We start from the raw sequence: 21,294 nt of genomic DNA on the forward strand, positions 1-21,294 counted from the left end.
ACTATACATAGCCCACAATGTCAATAGGTGATTTCCCCCCTATTTTGTTATCTACGGCTTAGATATAGTTGCAGCATTAATATGCTACCTAATAAGGTATAATATTAATAATTATCGCTAAGGGTTATTGTAATATATCTATTTCAATAACAATACTTAACGATTACCTCTTCTACACGTCGTACAGGATTATACTCTTAGGAGTCAACGTCTTGTTTTTGCCGATCTATAAGGTCGGCTTTTTTTTATTCAATTATTTTTAGCTTATAAAATGAGCATTACATGTTATATATATTTACCCGCACTAATAAACTCATTAGAATTAGCAAAAATAATAATTAATAAAAGATATAAAGCTCATAAAAAATGAACAATAATGGTAGTTATCCCTCATTCGATATACTAAATCAATTACCCGGCTGTTGGGGTTGTAAGGATTTAAACTCAGCTTTTGTTTATGTTAATGAGGAATATTCAAAAATTATTGGTTTAAAGAGTCCTCAAGAGTGTATTGGATTAACTGATTTTGATATGCCTTATTTAAGCAAAAAATATGCAAAAATATTTCAGCAGCAAGATTTGCAAGTAATAGAATCAGAGAAGCAATTACGTATACTTGATATTCATCCGTACGCAGATGGCTTCTGGCGAGCACATTTATTTACCAAAACAGCATTAAGAAATGCTAATAATAAAATTATTGGTACTCTCTTTTCCGGTATCGAGTTAAAAAATACTTCTTTGCTTGAAATAGGACATTGGATTTGCCGTAGTGATACAGCAACACAACAAGATAAAGACAAAAATAATCTTAATCAATCACGAACTATTTCTCTCAATACTCGAGAATCTGAAGTATTATTCCTGCTTCTTTATGGAAAAAAACCACAATATATATCGAAAACATTACAACTAGCAGTCAAAACTGTTGAAAATTACGTGGTTCGATTAAGAGAAAAATTTGATGCTAATTCAAAAGGTGAATTGATTGAAGTAGCCTTAGATGCAGGCTTTGGTTCTCATATTCCTGAAAGTATGTTGAAAACCCAACAATCAATTGTATTGAAGGAATTCTAATTGAAATTAGCAGAGTATCGCTACTCTGCTAATTAATATTTATGGCGCTAAACGCTCAATATTCCACTGATTATCATCATTTCGTAAATAAATAAAACGATCATGTAAACGATGTTTTCCCCCTTGCCAAAATTCAATCGAATCAAATTTCACTCGGTAGCCCCCCCAAAAACTAGGAAGAGGCACTTCACCGGCAGAAAACTTTTGCTTTAATTCAAAGAATTTCCCTTCAAGTGCCTGACGGGCAGAAAGTCGTGAGCTTTGTTTACTTGCCCAAGCCGCTATCTGACTTTCTTTGGGACGACTTGAAAAATACTTCATAACTTCAAGTGTTGATAATTGCTCAACATGTCCTGTCACATGTACCTGTCGTTCAAGTATATGCCATGGAAAATGTAAACTAATTTTATTATTTATATTCAATTGTTCAGCTTTACGACTGCCTAAATTAGTATAAAAAATAAAACCATCATCATCTAAGTCTTTTAATAAAACAATTCGCTGAAAAGGTTGGCCGTCAGCATTGACTGTAGCAATCGTCATCGCTGTTGGATCAGGTAACTTGGCATCAACTGCTTGTTGTAACCATTTATTAAATAATACTAAAGGCTCTTTGGGTAAATCATCACGACGTAAACCACCTTTAGTATATTCTCGGCGAATATCAGTCAAGTCCATCTTCTATCTCCTACTCCTAAATATTTATAATTAACATCTATTCATGATGTATAACTGAATAAAAAACACTTCCTTTATGCAAACAGTTAATTGTTGCATAAAGAAATAGACGCATTTATCGAAACACAACTTTTATTGAGAAACAATCAACTGCATATAGTCTAGGTTTGATAAATTATAGCAATCAGACATCTCCATTTTCAGCATCTCTTTATCAAAAGCTATTCCTTGAATGCTGCCCTTAATTTTTTTGGTGCTTAAATTATGACTCTTTTCAAACGCCAAGTTATCAGTATAACTGTATTAGTTTGCGCTATTGTTAGCGCAGCATCTGTACAACAAATTTATTCAAGTTATTCAACATTAAAACATCAACATATCGTAACGTCACAAACAGATATTAATCGTGCTTTAGTTATACTACCTCAAGCTCTTACAAAGCTAAATGCTCCTATGCTGTCTAATATTCAAGAGCAAGAATTATTTACAATCACCAATCACTTATTTTCAGGCACAACTTATAGCCAAATAAATATTACCGCAGCTGATTATAGTCAGCTTATTCGTCAAGATAATGTAATACCAATGACTCATACTCCAACTTGGTTTCAGAAACTACTTAACATCCCCTCTCATACAGAGCAACGCATCATCGAACACAATAATAAATCATTAGGTTTATTAACGATAACTGTTCAGCCTGTAGTTAATTACCAACAATTATGGCAAATCAGTACTCGAACAGTATTAACCAATCTATTGATTGTGATTATATCGAGTTTATTGGTTTATTTTATTTGTCGTAATAACTTTTCATCATTAGCTCGTCTCACAACACGTGCTCGCACTATTGATAATTTAAACCAGGCTCCGCTATCAATACCTAATGAATCTGATTTAGCCATTATTGTGAGAGCATTTAATAAAATTTGTGCTCAACTAGATGCCAATTTTAAAAACCAAGCTGATGAAGCAATGAAACTAAGACAGCAAGCTTACCTTGATACCATCTCTGGTTTAGGAAATCGCAGTTTCTTTATTCATCAACTTAGCTCATGGCTAAACGAATCACATAAAGGTGGCTTAGGATTAATTCAGACTGATTTAATCAATGAGTGTTACCAAAATGAAGGGTTTAAAGAAGGTGATGAATTAGTAAAAACAATTGCAACACGGCTAAATGAAGTGCTTATCTTTAATGATGTAACACTTGCTCGTCTTTCAAAAGATGAGTTCGCAATACTCATTCCAAATATTTCAGTCGAAAAACTACAACTTTGTAGTAAATCATTAGTAAATGTTTTTAATGATTTAAACACTGATACTACAACACTTAATAACAATGTTGCTATTGGATTAGTTTTTAATGAAAACAAAAGTACGCCAAGTCAAATATTAACCCAGTTAGATAATGCATTGACTCAAGCGAAGATAATGCCTCATGACGCAGTTGCAATCATCAAAGATATAAATAACCAAACAACACTAGGAAAACAGCAATGGAAATCTTTACTTGAGGAAGCAATAAGTGAAGATTTATTTGTCTATAAATTTCAGCCTGCAACACTTTCAAATGGTGCTAACTATCATTATGAAGTGTTTACCGCAATTAAGAAAAATAATAACTACTATTCTGCTGGAATGTTTTTAGGAGCAATAGAAGATCTTAAAATAGGTAGTTGGTTTGATCGTCATGTCATTGTCGCGATTATTAATAAATTAAATGCAGATAGAACAAGTGGTCCCTTTGCTATTAATATCACTAATAGTTGTATTAATGATCCAAGCTTTATCCGTTGGTTAGATAACCTACTTCAAAAAAATGCGCTTTTAAGCTCTCGACTCTTTTTTGAAATCCAAGAAATTAGCTGTATTAGACACACAGATGCAACTGGTATTTTATGCTCAATCATTCGAAAATATGATTTTGGCTTCGGTATTGATAATTATGGTCGAAACTTTCAATCTTTAACTTATCTAAAAGAACTCCAACCTAATTATGTAAAAATTGACTATGTCTATACTCACCAACTCAATGACCAGACCAAGTCAACGGTACTTTCATCAATCTGTAGAACAGCACATAGCCTTAATATAAAAGTAATAGCAACACGTGTCGAAACAGCAACTCAATTAGAACGACTGTCTGAACTCTTCGTCGGTGGCTATCAAGGATTCATTACAGAGAAACAACCACAACCCGCTTAATCTATTTACAGTGTAAATTAAAAATAATATTAAACTCTATTTACAGTGTAAATAGAGTTTTTTTTGAATCTGATTTACAGTGTAAATATCAAAACAAATTATCAGCTTTTGTTTGCTTCTTTCATTTACACTGTAAACCAAACCAATATAAGCAATAGCATGCATATGGTACCTTTCTGCTATTTCCTTAATTACAACTTATTGTTTAGCTGTAATGTTTGGCTGTAATGTTTGGCTGTAATGTTTAGCTGTAGTGTTTGGCTGTAATGTTTGGCTGTGGTGTTTGGCTGTGGAGTTTAGCTGTGGWGTTTAGCTGTGGTGTTTGGCTGTGGTGTTTGGCTGTGGTGTTTGGCTGTGGTGTTTGGCTGTGGTGTTTGGCTGTGGTGTTTGGCTGTGGTGTTTGGCTGTGGTGTTTGGCTGTGGTGTTTGGCTGTGGTGTTTGGCTGTGGTGTTTGGCTGTGGTGTTTGGCTTATTTACAGTGTAAATCAAGCTCTCTAATTTACACTGTAAATATAAGTTATAGTCAGTTTACAGTGTAAACTGAAATACTAGCGAACTACCACTGGTGACTTTGATATTGCTCGGCAACGGATTTTCCACGCTCAGTTAAAAAGTCTAACAAGGTTTGAGGATGTTGAGTCGCAATCAATTCTTGAGGAAAATTAACATGCGCTAATAAAGTCTGAATACTAGAAAAGTTACCAACATCAGCAGCAAAGTGTGCATCTGAACCCGTTGTAATTCTAGCCCCTACTTCTTTAGCCATCATCGCAATCTCTTCACATCTTGGTGCACTACCAACACGAGAGCGTCCTAATGATGAATTATTGATTTCAACTAATACGTTGTGTTCAGCAGCAATGCGGATCACTTTTTCAAAATCGAAATCATAATTAGGATTTCCAGGATGCCCAATCGCATCAACAACCCCAGATTTAATGGTATTAATCAACGCCTCAGTATGCTCTTTAGCAGTCATCGGTTTAAATACTGGCTCATGCAAACTCGCAATCACCCAATCTAATTTAGCTAATACCGTCTTATCTAAATCAACGTCACCATCAGTGTTAACGATGTTCGCTTCAACGCCACGTAATACTGCCACACCATTTAGAAAACGCGGCAATACTCGTTGATTCGCAAAATACCAAAAATGAGGCGCGCCAGGCATTAAGGATGCATGGTCAGTATTACAAAACATTTTTAACCCCTTCGCCGCCGCTGCTTGAGAGTTTTCAATTATTGTACTGTAAGCATGGCCACTTGATAATGTGTGGGTATGAGTATCAACTTGAATCTGCATAACGTAAACCTCTAGTGAACTGAAGAAGATAAAGAATAATAGCGAGCAACAACATCACGTAAATGTTGCTGGGCTAACTTTCGACTCGATAAATGATAACGTTCAACCACCTCTGACCAAGATTGTTTCTGTAAAATTTTTGCAATCGCAAACCCTAAATCGTCATCCCAACAACAATCATCGCATAGTAAAAACTGTGATAACCAACTTTCAAGACTCGCGACCACGATGTCATAACCAAGACCACCACCGATATAAGTATTCAATTGATGATTGATTTGCTGTTGCGATAACCCGTAATTTAGTGGCTGCTGAACATTTGCTGTATATAATTTAAAAAATAATTGGCTATCTAATTGGCTAAATTGTTCAACTCGCTGACAACAAAAAGAAGCGCTAAACAAAGATTGGGCATCATCAAACCATGATTGCGCGGCAGTTGATAATGGCTTAACACACAATAAAGAATGGTGGCCACTGGCAACATCTTTTGTTATTCCTAATCGCAATGGATGGAATAAACACTGAGACCAAAAATCTACAAGCTCACTAACAGCACCGAAACTAGTGCCGACATAATCAATGCCGTTATTGCATGCCTGATCTAATACCGCATTCACAAGTTGAGTACCAATACCTTGCTGCTGAAAACCATCTGCAACAGCAATGCGCAATATACGATAACTATGCTGCTCTGCCGCGACTGAATAGCCAAGATGTGCCGCTAAAGATTGCGCTAACAAATGTCCCTGTGGACGTCGCTTGCCTTGCATCACTAACTTAGCTAATTGTGCATCAAAGCCTCCTTCTTTCGATACCACACAACAGCCAATAATAACGCCAGTTTGTAATGCAACAACAACAGATAAATTGGGATCGTCCAACAATTGCTGAATATCGTTAGGAGAAGTTTGGTAATGCGCATTCACTAATAAACCAAAAAGTTGATTCAACAACACTTCATCATTCGCGAGTCGTGCAGGGTCTAACATCGAATAATCAATAGCGATAACAGCAGAGTTAATATCACGTTGACCGCAATCAGGAGCTTGCGCTGTCAGTAATAAGCTTTTAAAAATCCAAGCTTCTAATGGATCACCAGCAGCCCATCTTATTGGTTGTTCCAAATGATAGCTTCGCCATTGCGGCATTTTCTCGGTTAATCGCTGCTTAAACTTAATTTCAAAACCGCGACCTGTGCCTTCATAGCCATGAATTGTGGTCGCAAAAACTAAACGATTATGACGTCCAAGGAGATCGGTTAATGTAGATGCAGGAATAGCGGCAGCTTCATCAACAATAATAAAATCGTAATTGGAAGCATCATTAACAATCTTATCGGCAGCGACAAACTCGAGTCGGCTCGACTCTATATTTAATTGATGAGGATGGGTTTGATGGGTTATCTGCAAGCGCAACTTAGCATGTTTAAACACCGTTTCAGCACAAGCAAATGAAGGTGCTGTTACCGCAATATTGATTTTGCGAGTAAGCAATAATTCAGCGGCGGCAATACCTAACGCTGCCGACTTACCACGACCACGATCGGCAGATAACACTAATGGTCGTTTACGATGCCCTGTCATTACTTTAATGATGGCATCCACAGCTTCGCATTGACCACGACTCAAACAACCACGCTGAGTATTGGTATCCGTAAATATTATTGGTGGCGTTATATCATCAAAAACTGCCGTTAAACAAGAAAGAGGCAACGGTTGAGATTGCTGAATCAGCATCACTTCAGACTCTAAAAACAATCGCCCTAAGCGCTGATAAAATGGTGCTGTGGTATGGTGTAATCGCCATGTTGGTGGCGCAATAATAATACACAAGCCACCTCCCCTTATCGTGCCAGAGAGTGCACCTAAGGTATCAGCATTAATACCATTAAGGGCATTGATAACCACCAAATCAAACTCTTGTCCAAGCCACTGCTTAGACTGTTTAAACGAGGATGGAATAAAAGACATTGGCGCATTATCACCGGCCCATAAACGTTGTGGAAAGTAGTTTCCAATCGTCGTTGCACTGGCTGCTGCCCATTCAATATCACCTTCTAATACCACTAATTGACGACAAAAATATTGTGATAGCTGCTGCTGAAGTTGAGCAAATAATGACTCTAGCTGCATCGACATAAATAGATCCAAAAATAAATGACAAACCGATCATAACACAGCTCCAACAGGCACAAAAAAACCACGCATAATAGCGTGGTTTATATTAAGTAAAATCGACAATTACTTTAGATAATCATTTAAATAAGCAAGTACATCACTGATCTGACGATCACTCATCTTTTTAAGTTTAAGCTGTAACTTGTCACCATCACGAGTATAAGAAACTTTACCTTTAATGAGATCTTGTGAAGTCGGCTTCTCAACCACAGCTTTAGGATGTAATTGCTCCCCTAATTGCTCTAATTTTCCTGTCACTTCACGAGTAATACGACTAATACCTTGCGCATTAATTGTTTTCCATAATGACGCATTTTCACCACTTAAGTCAGCAATCATATGCTGTTGCTGCTCATGGTTTAAGCCAAAGAAAATACGATGAAGTTTAACAATTGTTGGACGACCAAGCTCACCAACGCTAGGATAAGCCATCAGTAATTCCATCGGTAAACTTGCCGCTTTTAATGCACCACTCACCAAAGCTTCACTGCATTGTAAGTACTTCGCAAGCTCTTTCTGATCCGCTACTTTTCCAGAATCTAATAGTGACTGCATTTCTTTACCACGTTCAAACAGTGATAAAGGTTTGTGCGCATTTGCAACATCAGATAGAAACTTAGCGTGTTCGGTATTAATGCCCTTTGCTACATAAATTAGAAAATCTTTATGAGCAATAATACAAGACATACGACGGCGGCTACCGTCTAATACTTCAATACGACCATCATCAAGCCAACGACCTACAGCCGGATATTGCTGACCACGGTCTTTTAACGTCACCAAAATATCAGCTAGAGCATGCTCATTTAGGAAAGCTTGCTCACGGGCATTTTCAGCAAAAACGATGGTTTGAGTACTAACATCATCTGCATTTACTTTTACTAGTTCAAACGCAACAGTATCTTCACCCGCAACAGCTAATTCAATAACTGCAGCTTTATCACGCGCTGCAGTTTGTGCTTCTGTAACGTTAGTAGCGCGACGTTTATCAGCTTTACCAAATAAACGTGCGTTAAGATCTGTAGTTTTAATTGCCATCTGTCAATTACTCCTCGTTCAAGTTTGCCCAGTGGCTGTGCATAACACGTTCTAACTCTAAACCAACCCGCTGAATCGCTTCCTGAGCTGTTGAAAGAGTCTTTTTACCCCCTTCAAATTCAGCTGCAGTAAGATCAAAAACAGTGCTATAGGTATCTGCACAGGTTTCAAAAGCACGACTACGTGGCACAGTTGCCATCATTACTTGCTCACGTAGCAAGTAATTCATCTCCGTTAATACAGAAACCTGCTTTTTATTATCATCTTCAAACATAGTTGGCATTAAACGAATAAACTCTAATCCATGCCAATCTTCAGGGAACATCTCATAAACAGTCGGTAAATGTTGGAAAAAGTTAACTGTTGATGCCCAGTCTAGACGCTTTGCAGCACATGGAATAATTAACGCATTAGACGCATACATCGCATTCCACACTAAAGGATCGATATGAGGACCGGTATCAATCATGATGATATCGAACTCATCAGCGATAGGATCTATCACTTTCTCTTTTAGCAATCGAACAATATCAAGGTCTTGATTTACAGCAAGATCTTGCCATGCATCAGCGTTGAACATCGCATCTTCTGGAAAAGCTGCAATTGTTTTAAGGTTAGGATATTGGGTTGGCATCACCACATTATCCATTACAAAATGTTTGTCTGTTAGTACGCCTTCTGGCACGTTATCTAACATGACATCAACTGCTGAATAGATAGTTTCTTGCTTGCCAATACTGATCAAAGGGTTAAGAAATAAACGTAATGATCCTTGAGGATCAAGATCAATAAGGCAAATTCGGTAACGTTTATCTAAATCTAACGCCAAACAAGCAGCAATATGCACTGCTGTCATTGATTTTCCAGTGCCCCCTTTTTGGTTCTGAACATTCACAACCCAAGGTTTACGTCCAGCACCTTCTCGCTCATAAAAGGCAGGTTTTTTAGCTGAAACCATTAATTGGTGAGCTTCTTCAAGCGTTATTGAATAATGGTTCGCTTTATTTTTAGTAAATTGATGGCCTGTTGCCTCCATCCGTGAAATAGCATCATCCAACTTTCGACGTGTTAAGCCTGAACGTGTTTCCATTAAAGCTTTTGACATTGGTGGAAAAACCTCGTCGCGACGCTCTTCTAAAACAATTTCAATACGATCAGCTTGTACTTGTTTAGTTTGCTCTGCAATATTGAGCAAATTTTGTATCGTCTGTTCCCTATTCATTATTACTCTATGCCATGATGATTGACTGAATATATTGTACAATAAATAACGACATAAACAATAAAAAGCTGAACAAAACTATGTGATATTATTCTCACATAAAAACATGATTTAATGCAAAAAGCATAAAATTTCATATTTTTTAGACTTAAATCTGACTTTATTATCTTACTAATTACCCCTAAAAAACATTTTTATAAAAGTGTTACACTGTCACAAGTTTACAATGTAAATCAGAATATAGGCTATTTTTATCGGAACAATGAAAAATAAGGGATAGTTTACGGGATATGTCATTTCAACATCAAAAATATGTTTCTCCCCCATAATAGCGTAATGCTAATGAAATAACTCAATTTCATTAGCAAATCAGACTAAAATGGCAAATTACGGCTAACTATCTAAAAAACAATCTGAAATTAGGGCTATAGTCTTTAAAAAAAACACTAGGTACTTGATCATAGTTCCATAGAAAATCAACTAAATATGAAACGATGATCAAGCACTACTAATCATTAAAAAACCATTATTTACAGTGTATTTTGGTCACATTAATAACGGAAAAATGATCAAGAGCAGTAATCCAGATCAGCCATCGAGAGTAAACCTTACGGAAGCATGTAAAATATAAGAAGAACTACGGAGAGTGCTGATTCAATAAGGGGTTAGAGCCTATAAAGATAACGTTAAAATAATAAAATTAGCATAAGATTGAAGTATTAGAGTGAGATTGAAATACACTGAATCAGTGATGATCATTGATCCCACAACGGATTGATGATGTTTGGTCAGCTTTTTACGTCGAATGTCATTTCAATTAAGTGTCAATTCAACTTAAAATCCGTTGTCGAGTAGGTAGTTGAGCATCAGATAACGACTTAAAACTTGAAAATACGCAATGGTGATCATCTTTCCAGCACTAAAAAGCGCAGTTAACACAAAAATAGCCGCTCAGGAGGCCTTAAATAATCTGATATTTAATCAGCTTGTGGATAACATTGTGGAAAAGGTGATTACGACTGATGATCATGCTTTCATATTTATTATGATCATGTTTTCACGTTAGTAATGATCATCTTTCCAGCGTGATGATGATCATGCTTTCAAGCACCATATGATCATGCTTCTGGATTTACATTGATCATCGTTCCAATACACCATAAAATAAATAACATTATAAACAATAAGTTAAGATTAAAAAAATCACCTGATCATTAGATCATATAATCAATAAGATCAGATTTAATCATAAAGATCAGTTTTAAATACTTTAAATAAAAACCTTTCTTTCTGGATCTTTTTCTATTAATCTTTACGGAAAGATGATGCTTCTACGGCTAATGACAGATGAACTCCGCTCGAAATACAAAAAAAAATCCGATTGATAAAATATTGATCGAAGCGCCAAGATCACACAAAGATGGTCATTTATTTGTGATCCCTGCAAATTTAGTTGATTGGTTACCTCAGTATCAACATTTTAAAGGCGTAACCAAAAGTATTATTGAGTTATTGAACATCATTTCATTACGTGGCTTATCAAGCCAAGATGGTATGGTTTCGACAACGGAGCTCATTGAAGCAACAGAAGGGCAGTTAACACGAGCAGCAATTCAACAGCGTTTACGAGCTGCGGTTGCGGTTGGTTTATTTAATCAACAACCAGTACGCTTTGAAGAAGGTCTTGCTGGTAAAACGATGCTTCATCACTTTATCAATCCTGCTTTGCTGATTTCTCAGCTTGGAACCGGAAGTTTACTTTCAGAACAATTTAAACAGCATGAAAAACAAAAACGTTCTAAAGCCCTTGCTCAAAATCATGTTAATCGCCGTCTACTAACTGAATACGGTTTAGGTACACCTCCCTCAATGCCAGATGAAGCAGATCAAATTGTAGTATCACCGACAAGTTGGGCGGGGATTATTGATCAAGCTTTAGCACCACCACGAACTAAAAAAAATTATCAAAAAGCCATGGTTGCGATCAGTGGTACTAAAGCGATCATTGAAACACGATCTTCAAAGTCGATCATGACTGTAGATGATCTTATGACATTGTTTGCGTTATTTACATTAACCGTACAATACCATGATCATCATCTCGCCGATTATGAGATCCAACTACGCTCAATGGCGAATAAAACGCCAGTATATATTACGGATATTCTGGCATTGCGAGGCAAAAAAGACAGTGGTCCTGCGCGTGATTCTATTCGTGAAAGTATTGATCGGATTGAATTTACAGACTTTCAATTACATGAATTAACCGGTCGTTGGCTGAGTGAAAACATGCCAGAAGGCTTTAAAAGTGATCGGTTTAGATTTATCGCACGTACTATTACCGCATCAGAAGAAGCACCTCAAGAAGGTGAAGATGGTGAAATTCGCATTAAACCTAATCTGTATATTTTAGTGTGGGAACCTTCTTTTTTTGATGAGTTGTTAACCCGTGATTATTTCTTCTTGTTTCCACCAGAGATTTTACGTCAACATACTTTAGTGTTTCAGTTATATACTTTTTTCAGAAGCCGTATGTCTCGTCGTGTGGTTGATTCAATGCTTTTAAGTGAATTAAATCAAAAACTCGCTAGAAATATAGAATGGCGTCGTTTCTCTTCAGATATTATTCGCGAATTAAAAAAATTAGCTGAAGGCAAAGTGACAGAAACCATGTTTGCGGTAAATCTATGGGGTTATCACTTAACGATTTCAGCAGAAGAAATTGATAAACGCTATACTGATTATCGTATTGATATTAAATCGGATGCTGAAGAAGTTATTCGTTATTCGCGCGCGAAAACAACCAACGAAGGCAAACGTAATATGGCACCAACAATGCCGAATCCATTACGTAATGAAATTATGCCGAAACAAGCATTGGATCAACTTTCAGCGATCATTGATGGTGAATTTGAACCCATTCAGCGTAAAGAGCCACGTCCCCGTGGTCGTTTAGGCCGCCGTATTAAGTTGCGTAAGCATCTAGTTGAAATCAATGCAGATGAATTAACTATCGTGTTATCTAAATATACTTCCTCTGAAGCGCTACAACGTAGTATAACCGCTTTATCTGCTATGACTGGTCATCCAGCAACGACGATTACAGAAGAGTGTCAGGGCTATTTAGAGAAGCTTGATTGGCTGCATGTGGCAGGAGAGCGCGTGAGCTATGAAACCTTAAGCAAAACGGTTGAATTGTATAACAGTCGCCAAGATGAACGTCATTTATCCATTGAACGTTTAATTTCAGGATTAGCGGTGCGGCGTAAAGTCTGTAAGCTCGTCCATGAAGGGCATATTACCGAACAAGTTTTAACCGCATTAGACGATGTTGCTAAAGGTATTTAATTTGTAGTTACAAAAGAGTATTAACAAAGAGAGTGCTTATAAGTGCTCTTTTTGCTTTAATAAATATCAATTAGTTAGCGCATGATATAAGCGATGTATTATGTGATATTCGGTATTATTGTTAGCGGAGTTAGACGATGTTGTTCAGTAAAAAGGATTTTAGCAGGGTTTTATTTTGTATTATTATTAGTACACCAGCTGCTAATGTCTATGCTGGTGCGGTAGATCGTCCCGTTATTGAACGTCCTAAAATTGGGTTAGTGCTCAGTGGAGGGGGAGCGAAAGGTGCAGCTCATATAGGGGTGCTTGAAGTTCTAGAAGAAAATCGCATTCCCGTTGATATCGTCACAGGTACCAGTATGGGAGCCTATGTCGGTGGTATGTATGCGATGGGCCTCTCTGCCCAAGAAGTTAAACAACGTACTTTTGATACCAATTGGAATACGGGTTATATAGATCGTGCTAGTCGTAATGACCTATCGTTACGAAGAAAAAAACAAAATGATACTTATCAGTTACATACGGATTTGGGTTTAGGCCTTGATGGTGAGTTTAAATCTCGCCCAGGGGCTTTTCAAGGCCAAGGTTTAGCAGTACTTTTACGTCAACTTACCAATAATTTACCCGCACTAAAAACCTTTGATCGTTTAGCTATTCCTTATCGTAGTGTTGCGACAGATATTACGAAGATGACGCCTGTAGTGATAGGCTCTGGTCATTTAGCGACCGCAATGCAAGCGTCAATGACAGTACCCGGCGTATTAAAACCGGTGCACTTAGATAATAAATTATTGGTTGATGGCGGCGTGGTGAATAATATGCCCGTTGATGTCGCCAAACAGCTTGGTGCTAATGTTATTATTGCGGTAGATCTTCGTGATAGTTTAATGCCTAAAAAAGATTTGGACAGTGCTTTAAATATTGTGTCGCAGTTAACAACTTATATGACCAATGCTAGTGCTGACTATCAAAAAAGTTTAATGAAACCAACCGATATTTATTTACAGCCAAATGTTTCTTTTATGACTGCAGCTGATTTTGATAAATTAGATAAAGCCTATCAAGCAGGCCGAAAAATAGCGATTGCATCATTACCTCGCTTATTACGTTACCAGTTATCGCCAACTGACTATGCGGCATATAATAAACAAAAAAATAGCCGTCGAGTACATCTCTCTGCGCATGACTCTTATTTTATTGATGATATTGAAGTTGTAAATAATACTAATTTACCGAATAAAACATTATTAGCACAATTAGAATTAAAAACAGGAAAAGTAATCACTAATGATGAATTAGAGCAAGCAGTTAAACGACTTCAAAGTGAAGACATTTACGGACGAATTAATTATTCGATAAAACAAAAAGATAATAAAAATATTCTAGTGATGGATATTAATGAAAAGTCTTGGGGACCTGGATATTTAAACTTTACTTTGGCATTTGAAGACGACTTTGAAAGTCGTTCTGATTTTTCTTTTGGTGCGCAATATATTTATACAGATCTTACCGAGAAAGGTGGTGAATGGTTACTTGAATGGCAATTAGGTAGCTGGAAAAAAATCACCACTGAGTTTTATTTTCCTATAGATTATCAGCAGCACTATTTCACCGCATTTGGTGCTGAAACCAGCAATGAAATTCGCCGCTTTGATCATTTTAATTATCATAATATTATTCAGACTGAACTAAAAAATATTGATGCTAAATATAATCAGACCCATGCTTATGTTGAAATGGGCTGGAATATTAAACCTTGGGCAGCTCTTACGCTTGGCTATCAAGGGCAATCAGGCAGCATTAGTGTGGCTTCGATTGATCGAAAAGAAAAATATGATCTATACGGACCTTACCTCAATCTTACCTATGATGATTTAGATAGCTTCTTTTTTCCAACCCATGGCTCTTATTTAAAAAGTGAAGTTGGCTATAGTAATACCCTGCGTTTCCCTGATTCTGGTGAGAAAATGAGTGGTGACACGGTATATTACAGTTTCTCGCTGATGAAACCATTTACATACGATAGACATACATTAGTTGCATCAGTAAAAACGGCAGGTTCAGATGCTGATGATTTGTTACCTATTTATGCGCAAGATCTGGGTGGTTTGTTTAATTTATCAGGCTATCATCGGTATGAATTAAATGGTCGTTATAGTGCATTGACAAGCTTAGTGTATCGCTACCGTGTTATTGATAATAATTTTGGGGCGATTAAAATTCCGATTTATGTGGGTGGCTCATTAGAAAGAGGCGGCGTATGGGATCGTTCATCAGCAATGAGTTGGGACTCTGCGACTACTGCTGGTAGTGTTTATGTTGCCGTTGATTCTATTTTAGGGCCTGTTTATTTAAGTTATGGCCAAACATCGACCGGTGAAAGCTCATTTTATCTGTCATTAGGTGGAACATTATAGATATGAATAACTTTGTTTTTATTTATATTATTCATGTATTTATAAGAGTTAATTGAATTAATACTTTACTTGGTACTGACAAAAGAAAGTTATTTTGGTTGATAATTATCAGCGATATAACCTTTTTGCTTTTGAATGTATATTTTTCGTTTGTAAGGATACAAAAAGAACAATAATTCTATATTTAAAAGTATGATATGATTTTTTTGAGCCCTTATGGGCTCTTTTTTTTGCTGAATCAAATGATTATGGCAATAAAAAAGCCCTTTAATATTTGTTTATTAAAGGGCGAATATAAACGGTTTATTGATCAGTATTCCCAGTGCTCAATATTATGTGAACCACTAAACTGATTTGGGAAATAATCTTCACGTGTACCCTCACGCCATACATCGGCCGTTGCACAGTGTAGACCACCACCAAATGCATAAGCGTCACGTAAATCGACTGGAATGACGTTAAAGCCCAACTTATCAAATTGCTCCATTTGAGCCTTTTCACTGGCTTCAACACAAACGGTTTTATGATCAATGATCAGCGTATTCATTGATAGCCATGTGCTTGAATAACAAAGTGGTGGTGGGTTATCCCATGCAGGTTTAACCGCTTCAACAATTTGCCAATCATTCTTTTCAAATATTTCACGCTGGCCTGCAAATAGCGGCCGATGTGGGTTAAGTAGCATTAATCCTGGACGCAGTGGACAGAATGTTGCATCAATATGAATCGGATGGTTATCGGCAAAACTTAATGTGTGAATACGGTAACCCATTGGTTCATATTTACGCTTGATCCAGTGAATACCGGCTAAGTTGGTAGTCAGACCATGTTGTACAAAAATATCTTTACCTAAACGCATTACATCAGCGGCATCAAACAGAATATCTGTTTCTTTAGTGCTGTATTCTTTATTTAATGAACGCGCCATTGTTTCTTCATCTGATAAATATTCGTAGGCTGCAACATAATCCATACGGAAACTATCGTCAGATAAACGTGGGCGTGGCGCTTGCTCAATCATACATTGTTGATCTGATTCAAAATACTCACGAAGAAGATCGGTATATGCCAAATATTCAAAATAACGACTGCGGAAACTCATTGGTGCCATAAGGATACTTTTACCCATGGTGAGTAAGCAGTCACGAGGTGGCATGCAACCAAAACCTGAGCTAATTGAAAAGTCTGGGGTATTGATACGATCATGCCAATCAACAGCCCCAGGGCGATCAACAATAATACCGCGATTTTCGAGAATTTGCGCAAAGCCATTTAAACACTCATTCGCACGATCAATAGACTCTTGAGTACGACGACCTGCTTTACTACCGCGCATTGGTGAATCTGCAGGTATTTTTTCATTACTTGCAGGGCAAGCTTCTGGAATATGTTGGTTATCAGCAATACCTACAATTACATGGCGAAGAGGATCAAAATCGTTATAAGATTCAACGTGTAGCCCTGGTCTAACATACGGTACACCTGATTCTTTACGCTCAAGAGGTAAAGAAGCATTTGGATAAAAGTCGTTAGAAATACTCATTGCAAATTCTCCATGAGAACGAATAGTTGTATTGAAACAGTGTTTATTGGCACATTGCTGATTTATATTTGATAACAGATATTTATTATTGTTATTTAACAATGTGTTATATAACTGCTTCTTGCTGTTGAAGGCGATGTGTTGTGCTCTTCAATGACTTAATAATGCGCTTTTAAAATTCATTTTATAGCGAAGTTCTGCTGATAAATGTCGATTATATGCTGAGAGTGGTATTTATAGTGGTTATTACAACTGGTGATTATCAATAATAAAAGATAATCGCTAGAATGATATTTATGGCATTCTTGGTATGCTAATTTCAGTTATTACTTATAAAGCTCGATGGAATATCACATATCTAAAAAAAGAACATATCGTGTCAGTGAATAACCGCCCATTTTCAATCAAAGTATCTAGCTCTGCAGCATAAAGTGGTAATAATGGAGGCTATAAAGGGGGAGACGGTTATGTATCAGAAGATAATAGCAAATACACCTAAATTTTTGATGTTTGATTTACAACCATTGACTGAAAATAAGCATTTTATCTTTGGTGCTGATTATATATTAATACGTCCTAAACAAAGTGGCTGCATATTACATTTATCATCAACTCAAATGCCGCTAGTGGTAGGGCAATTAGTTTTATTAGCACCTTTTCATCCTTTTAAAATGAGTATTGATAATAATAAGGAGAGTGTCGGGGATATATTGCATTTTCGTTTAAACGCCTTAGGGCAAACATTTATTGATAGTGTTCAGTTTAGTAATATAAAAAATATGTTGGATCATGCAAGGCAAGGATTATTATTTGAAAGTGAGTGGCTAGAACCCCTGTTTGAGATCATGGATAACATAGAGAACACCTTTGACTTTAAACAATTGCTTAATATCTTAATGTTACTTGATCAATTAACAAAAACCTCACCAAGTAAAATACTAGAAACTCACCAACTTGCCTTTTCTACCACTAAAAGAACTGAAAACCGTGTTGATAGTGTGCTGCAATATATTGCCACTAATTTAGCAGAACCGCTGACAGTGACTATTGTTGCTCAGCAATTGCATATGGCGGAAAGTACATTTTCACGCTTTTTTCATACCCATCTAGGGGTAACATTTCGCCAATATTTGATTGAGCAGCGAGTAAAGCAAGCAGCAAGGTATTTAGTTTCAACAGATTGGAGTATTGCTCATATTGGTGCTGAAGTGGGTTTTTCATCATTATCAAACTTCAATGAAAAGTTTAAAACACTATTACAGGTAACCCCTCGATGTTATCGCGCTAATCATGTGGCGTTACGAGAAAATATTGGTAACTCACAATCAATACAAGGGCAGTTACAAAAACAATTTCATCAGTGGCAGGCTTAAATGGCGCAATCATCACTAACAACAACAACAACAGCATAACGGTGACATTATGCTGTTGTTGTGTTTTATGGGTCGTGATTACGATAAACGTAAATACTCAGCAATGAATTGATGTTGGCTACACTTTGCCACCAGCGCATAACTACAACATGCTAATAGTGACGCGTACAGTGGTGCTTCAACCCAACCTAAATTAAATTCTACAAACAGTAAGCAGCCACTAAAAAAGCCTATCACTAATGCGCTCAATGCCGCATAAATATTACCCGGCAGCCAATGCGCCAATAAGGTTGGTGCGACCAACGCTGCCATCAATGTCCCCGAGCCTAAAATGGCTAACATCGATAACATAAACGGCGGTGCAAACAGCATAATAATAAATCCAACGCCACCTAATCCAAATACCGCACCACGATTTAACAATAATAGCTGCTTTGGTGTCAGTGATGAATGTGGCCATAGAGCCTGACGTAAATCATGAGATACTGCACCTGAAATAGCATGTAATACTGAGTTAGCGGTTGATTTCATTGCAAATAATATAAATAAGGTAACAATTGCGGATAAATATGGTGATAAAAATTGGGTCAGAAACACCGGCATTGCATCGTCAGGATTGGTTAACGTGGGAACTTTGACGCGAATATAGCAACCGACAATAGGCACTAAACTTAATAAGCACGCCATTGGGGTCATATAAGCGGCGACATGATGTAATTTAGTGGTATTGGCAAATGCCATAAATCGTACCGACATATAGGGCAGGGTAGCACTGTAAATAAACGCATAGGGTAGAACCATTAATACATGCCAACGGCTGCTACCGTAGGGGCCAGAGTCTTGCGGCGCTAACAGGTTTTTATCGATAGCATTGAGTTGTTCGATTAATAGTTGTGGTGGTAAATCTGTAAAAATGGTCACCATAATAATAATCGCGGATAAACACATGCCGAGCACCATAAAGGTATCAGTAAAGGCGACTGCAGCAAGGCCACCAATAGATGTGTAGAGAATAATAATTGCCACCATAATAAATGAGGCTGTGGTTTGACTGATACCGAGCCATTGTCCAGCTAATAACCCTAATGCTTTGATTTGACCGACAAGAAAAATCAGCAGTAACACGATGGTGATAATCGCACTGAATGCTTGAGTAATACGTTTGATGAAATCTGGTCCATCGTGGCTGACAGCAATATACTCAGCAATCGTGAGTGTTCCCATTGTTTGGGCTTTTTGATGTAAGAATCGCGCACAAAAGAGCACTGCAAAAATCATCGCCGGGGCAAAGAAAAAATTACCTAACAGCTCAATTACACCGTATTTATATGCAACGCCAGGGGATCCCATAAACCCCCAGCCAGAAAATGCGGTGGCAACGATGGTTGAGGCCCCAATAAAGGGACCTAAACAATTAGCGGCTAATAAAAAACCACCCTCACCCTTGTTGCTATGCATTACTTTATTACTGTACAGAGCTAAACCGACCATGATAGCCACAGTCACTAATAGCAAGCCCCAATTGAGTGAGGTATTCATACCGTGTCACCTTATGGTTGTGGATGGGGTTGGTGAGCTGGTGGTTTATGCGCTAATGCTCGTTTTTTGATGATATTAATCACAATCTCTCCCATACCACCACCAATAACCAATACGCCACCAATCGCCTGCAAAACGGTTAATGATTCACTAAAGACCAAAATACCTAACCCAGCGCCAACCACGGTTTCTAAATAAGAAATACAGGCCAGTTCAGCAGCTTTTAAATGTTTAGCGGCAATGGTTAATAATGACAATGCGCCAAAACCAATAAAGAACCCCATTGAAATTAACCATATCCAAGAAGTGCTATCCATGGCTGCTAGTGAAGGTGGGTTAACCACAAAGCAGATAGCAATCGCAATTGCACCAAATGAAAAGTTAAACAGAGAGCGTGAATCAGAGCTAATATCGGTTCTATAGCGGCTAAAGAATAAATACAGGCCATAACCGATACCTGACATTAATCCGAGAATATCTCCCACCATATTTTGTTTAGAAAACGACAGTGATAATGTCAGTCCTGTTTGAGGCTGGTAGCTAATAATGCCGATAATAAATAAACACCCGATAAAGACCGCTGTTAACATTGATGCGGTTAGGGCTGAAATTTTTTCTTTTAGGAAAATTGCGGCGAGAATAGTGGAAAAAACAGGGCCGGTATAAATTAAAAATACCGCATTGGCTAAGGTGGTATATTGGGTAGCAGAAACATAAGCAGCCAAGCATAATCCTAAACAAACGCCACTGGTTATTACTGCAGGGGTTAATTTAACGTTTTTTATTTGCTGAGCTTTGCCTTGATACAACATGATCGCCAAAATACAGATAGCGCCAACGATCATCCGCGTAAAGGCAATCACATCACCACTGGTATTAATATTACGGGAAAATAAGCCAACGCAGCCCATAAGGGTGGCTGAAATAATCATCGTGGTATAACCAAGTGTTTTAGGGTTCATTTTCGACTCCTTAAAGGGGTACTCTTTGATTGGCTAACCAATGATCCACCGTGGGTATGCTGCTGATAGATAAAAATACCGCAGACAGTGATCCACAATATGATATTGGCAAGAATAAAAGTATCAACTGCCCAATAACCTGTTTGCATTACTCTTTCCTTATTGTTTAAGAGGCCGGAGTAATTGCTAGCAATACGCTATGCATTGGTGGTTATATTCGGTGATTTAAAAGTGATGAACTAGCTAAAAGCTGCCGTAAAACAACCAATAAACGCTAGATCTGTTTGAATGCGATCTGCATCATTTTGAAGATGAGAAAAAGTATCCATTGTTATGAGGTATAAAGGCAGTCTTTATAATAAGACGTAAATGATGATTGGTTATAACTATAATTTTATATTGTGT

At 37.3% G+C, this 21,294-nt stretch carries 15 protein-coding genes; 5 read left to right on the plus strand and 10 right to left on the minus strand.

Translation table 11 applies throughout. The annotated features are described in order from the left end of the window. Positions 1 to 366: 366 nt before the first annotated feature. Positions 367 to 1,077, plus strand: coding sequence for a helix-turn-helix transcriptional regulator (locus G6R09_RS04960; RefSeq protein ID WP_065167218.1), 711 nt, complete (start codon positions 367 to 369; stop codon positions 1,075 to 1,077). Positions 1,078 to 1,116: 39 nt separating this feature from the next. Here the strand turns inward: G6R09_RS04960 and pdxH are convergent, their stop codons facing one another. Continuing rightward, complete coding sequence (gene pdxH, locus G6R09_RS04965; RefSeq protein WP_163920830.1) at positions 1,117 to 1,755, minus strand: pyridoxamine 5'-phosphate oxidase; 639 nt, start codon at positions 1,753 to 1,755, stop codon at positions 1,117 to 1,119. Between the two features lie 264 nt (positions 1,756 to 2,019). Here pdxH and G6R09_RS04970 point away from each other — a divergent pair, with 264 nt between their 5' ends. Further along, a complete protein-coding gene (locus tag G6R09_RS04970; protein WP_163920833.1) occupies positions 2,020 to 3,963 on the plus strand; it encodes an EAL domain-containing protein in 1,944 nt (647 codons plus the stop codon). 244 nt (positions 3,964 to 4,207) lie between these two features. On the opposite strand, the gene G6R09_RS04975 is transcribed toward G6R09_RS04970, so the two are convergent. The 5 genes from G6R09_RS04975 to G6R09_RS04995 all read right to left on the minus strand — a co-directional run bounded on the left by G6R09_RS04975 (position 4,208) and on the right by G6R09_RS04995 (position 9,707). Further along, positions 4,208 to 4,453 carry a hypothetical protein gene (locus tag G6R09_RS04975; RefSeq protein WP_163920836.1) on the minus strand — a complete coding sequence of 82 codons (246 nt, stop codon included), beginning with the start codon at positions 4,451 to 4,453 and terminating at the stop codon, positions 4,208 to 4,210. Between the two features lie 67 nt (positions 4,454 to 4,520). Continuing rightward, positions 4,521 to 5,267, minus strand: a complete 747-nt coding sequence (locus G6R09_RS04980) for a phosphatase (RefSeq protein ID WP_163920839.1) — start codon at positions 5,265 to 5,267, stop codon at positions 4,521 to 4,523. Between the two features lie 11 nt (positions 5,268 to 5,278). Beyond that, complete coding sequence (locus tag G6R09_RS04985) at positions 5,279 to 7,408, minus strand: tRNA(Met) cytidine acetyltransferase TmcA (RefSeq protein WP_163920842.1); 2,130 nt, start codon at positions 7,406 to 7,408, stop codon at positions 5,279 to 5,281. 102 nt (positions 7,409 to 7,510) lie between these two features. After that, positions 7,511 to 8,485, minus strand: a complete 975-nt coding sequence (locus G6R09_RS04990; RefSeq protein ID WP_065168048.1) for a ParB/RepB/Spo0J family partition protein — start codon at positions 8,483 to 8,485, stop codon at positions 7,511 to 7,513. A gap of 7 nt (positions 8,486 to 8,492) precedes the next feature. Next, positions 8,493 to 9,707: an AAA family ATPase gene (locus G6R09_RS04995; protein WP_060996853.1), complete on the minus strand. Its 1,215-nt coding sequence runs from the start codon at positions 9,705 to 9,707 to the stop codon at positions 8,493 to 8,495. 1,347 nt (positions 9,708 to 11,054) lie between these two features. On the opposite strand from G6R09_RS04995, the gene G6R09_RS05000 reads away from it, so the two are divergent. Continuing rightward, entirely contained in the window at positions 11,055 to 13,055 is a 2,001-nt protein-coding gene (locus G6R09_RS05000) for a replication initiator protein RctB domain-containing protein (RefSeq protein ID WP_163920845.1), read from the plus strand. 137 nt (positions 13,056 to 13,192) lie between these two features. Next, positions 13,193 to 15,472, plus strand: coding sequence for a patatin-like phospholipase family protein (locus G6R09_RS05005; protein ID WP_065168050.1), 2,280 nt, complete (start codon positions 13,193 to 13,195; stop codon positions 15,470 to 15,472). A 310-nt stretch (positions 15,473 to 15,782) separates the two neighbouring features. Here G6R09_RS05005 and G6R09_RS05010 read toward each other — a convergent pair whose 3' ends face one another. Further along, a complete protein-coding gene (locus G6R09_RS05010; RefSeq protein WP_065168051.1) occupies positions 15,783 to 17,015 on the minus strand; it encodes a serine/threonine protein kinase in 1,233 nt (410 codons plus the stop codon). A gap of 467 nt (positions 17,016 to 17,482) precedes the next feature. Between G6R09_RS05010 and G6R09_RS05015 the strand changes: the two genes are divergently transcribed. Next, complete coding sequence (locus G6R09_RS05015; RefSeq protein WP_065168052.1) at positions 17,483 to 18,388, plus strand: AraC family transcriptional regulator; 906 nt, start codon at positions 17,483 to 17,485, stop codon at positions 18,386 to 18,388. 78 nt (positions 18,389 to 18,466) lie between these two features. Here G6R09_RS05015 and G6R09_RS05020 read toward each other — a convergent pair whose 3' ends face one another. From G6R09_RS05020 to G6R09_RS19835, 3 genes are read right to left on the minus strand one after another with little or no spacing between them, the layout of a single operon-like run. Further along, positions 18,467 to 19,927 (minus strand): sodium:solute symporter, encoded by a 1,461-nt coding sequence (locus G6R09_RS05020; RefSeq protein WP_163920848.1) that lies wholly within the window; start codon positions 19,925 to 19,927, stop codon positions 18,467 to 18,469. Between the two features lie 11 nt (positions 19,928 to 19,938). Further along, the gene (locus G6R09_RS05025; RefSeq protein ID WP_065168054.1) at positions 19,939 to 20,889 is read right to left on the minus strand and encodes a DMT family transporter; all 951 of its coding nucleotides are present in this window, start codon (positions 20,887 to 20,889) and stop codon (positions 19,939 to 19,941) included. Beyond that, positions 20,886 to 21,038 (minus strand): hypothetical protein, encoded by a 153-nt coding sequence (locus G6R09_RS19835; protein WP_205522978.1) that lies wholly within the window; start codon positions 21,036 to 21,038, stop codon positions 20,886 to 20,888. The genes G6R09_RS05025 and G6R09_RS19835 overlap by 4 nt, the downstream gene beginning before the upstream one ends. Positions 21,039 to 21,294 lie beyond the last annotated feature (256 nt).

This window comes from Photobacterium sp. Alg240-V54, from assembly GCF_900537155.1.
Lineage (GTDB): Bacteria > Pseudomonadota > Gammaproteobacteria > Enterobacterales > Vibrionaceae > Photobacterium.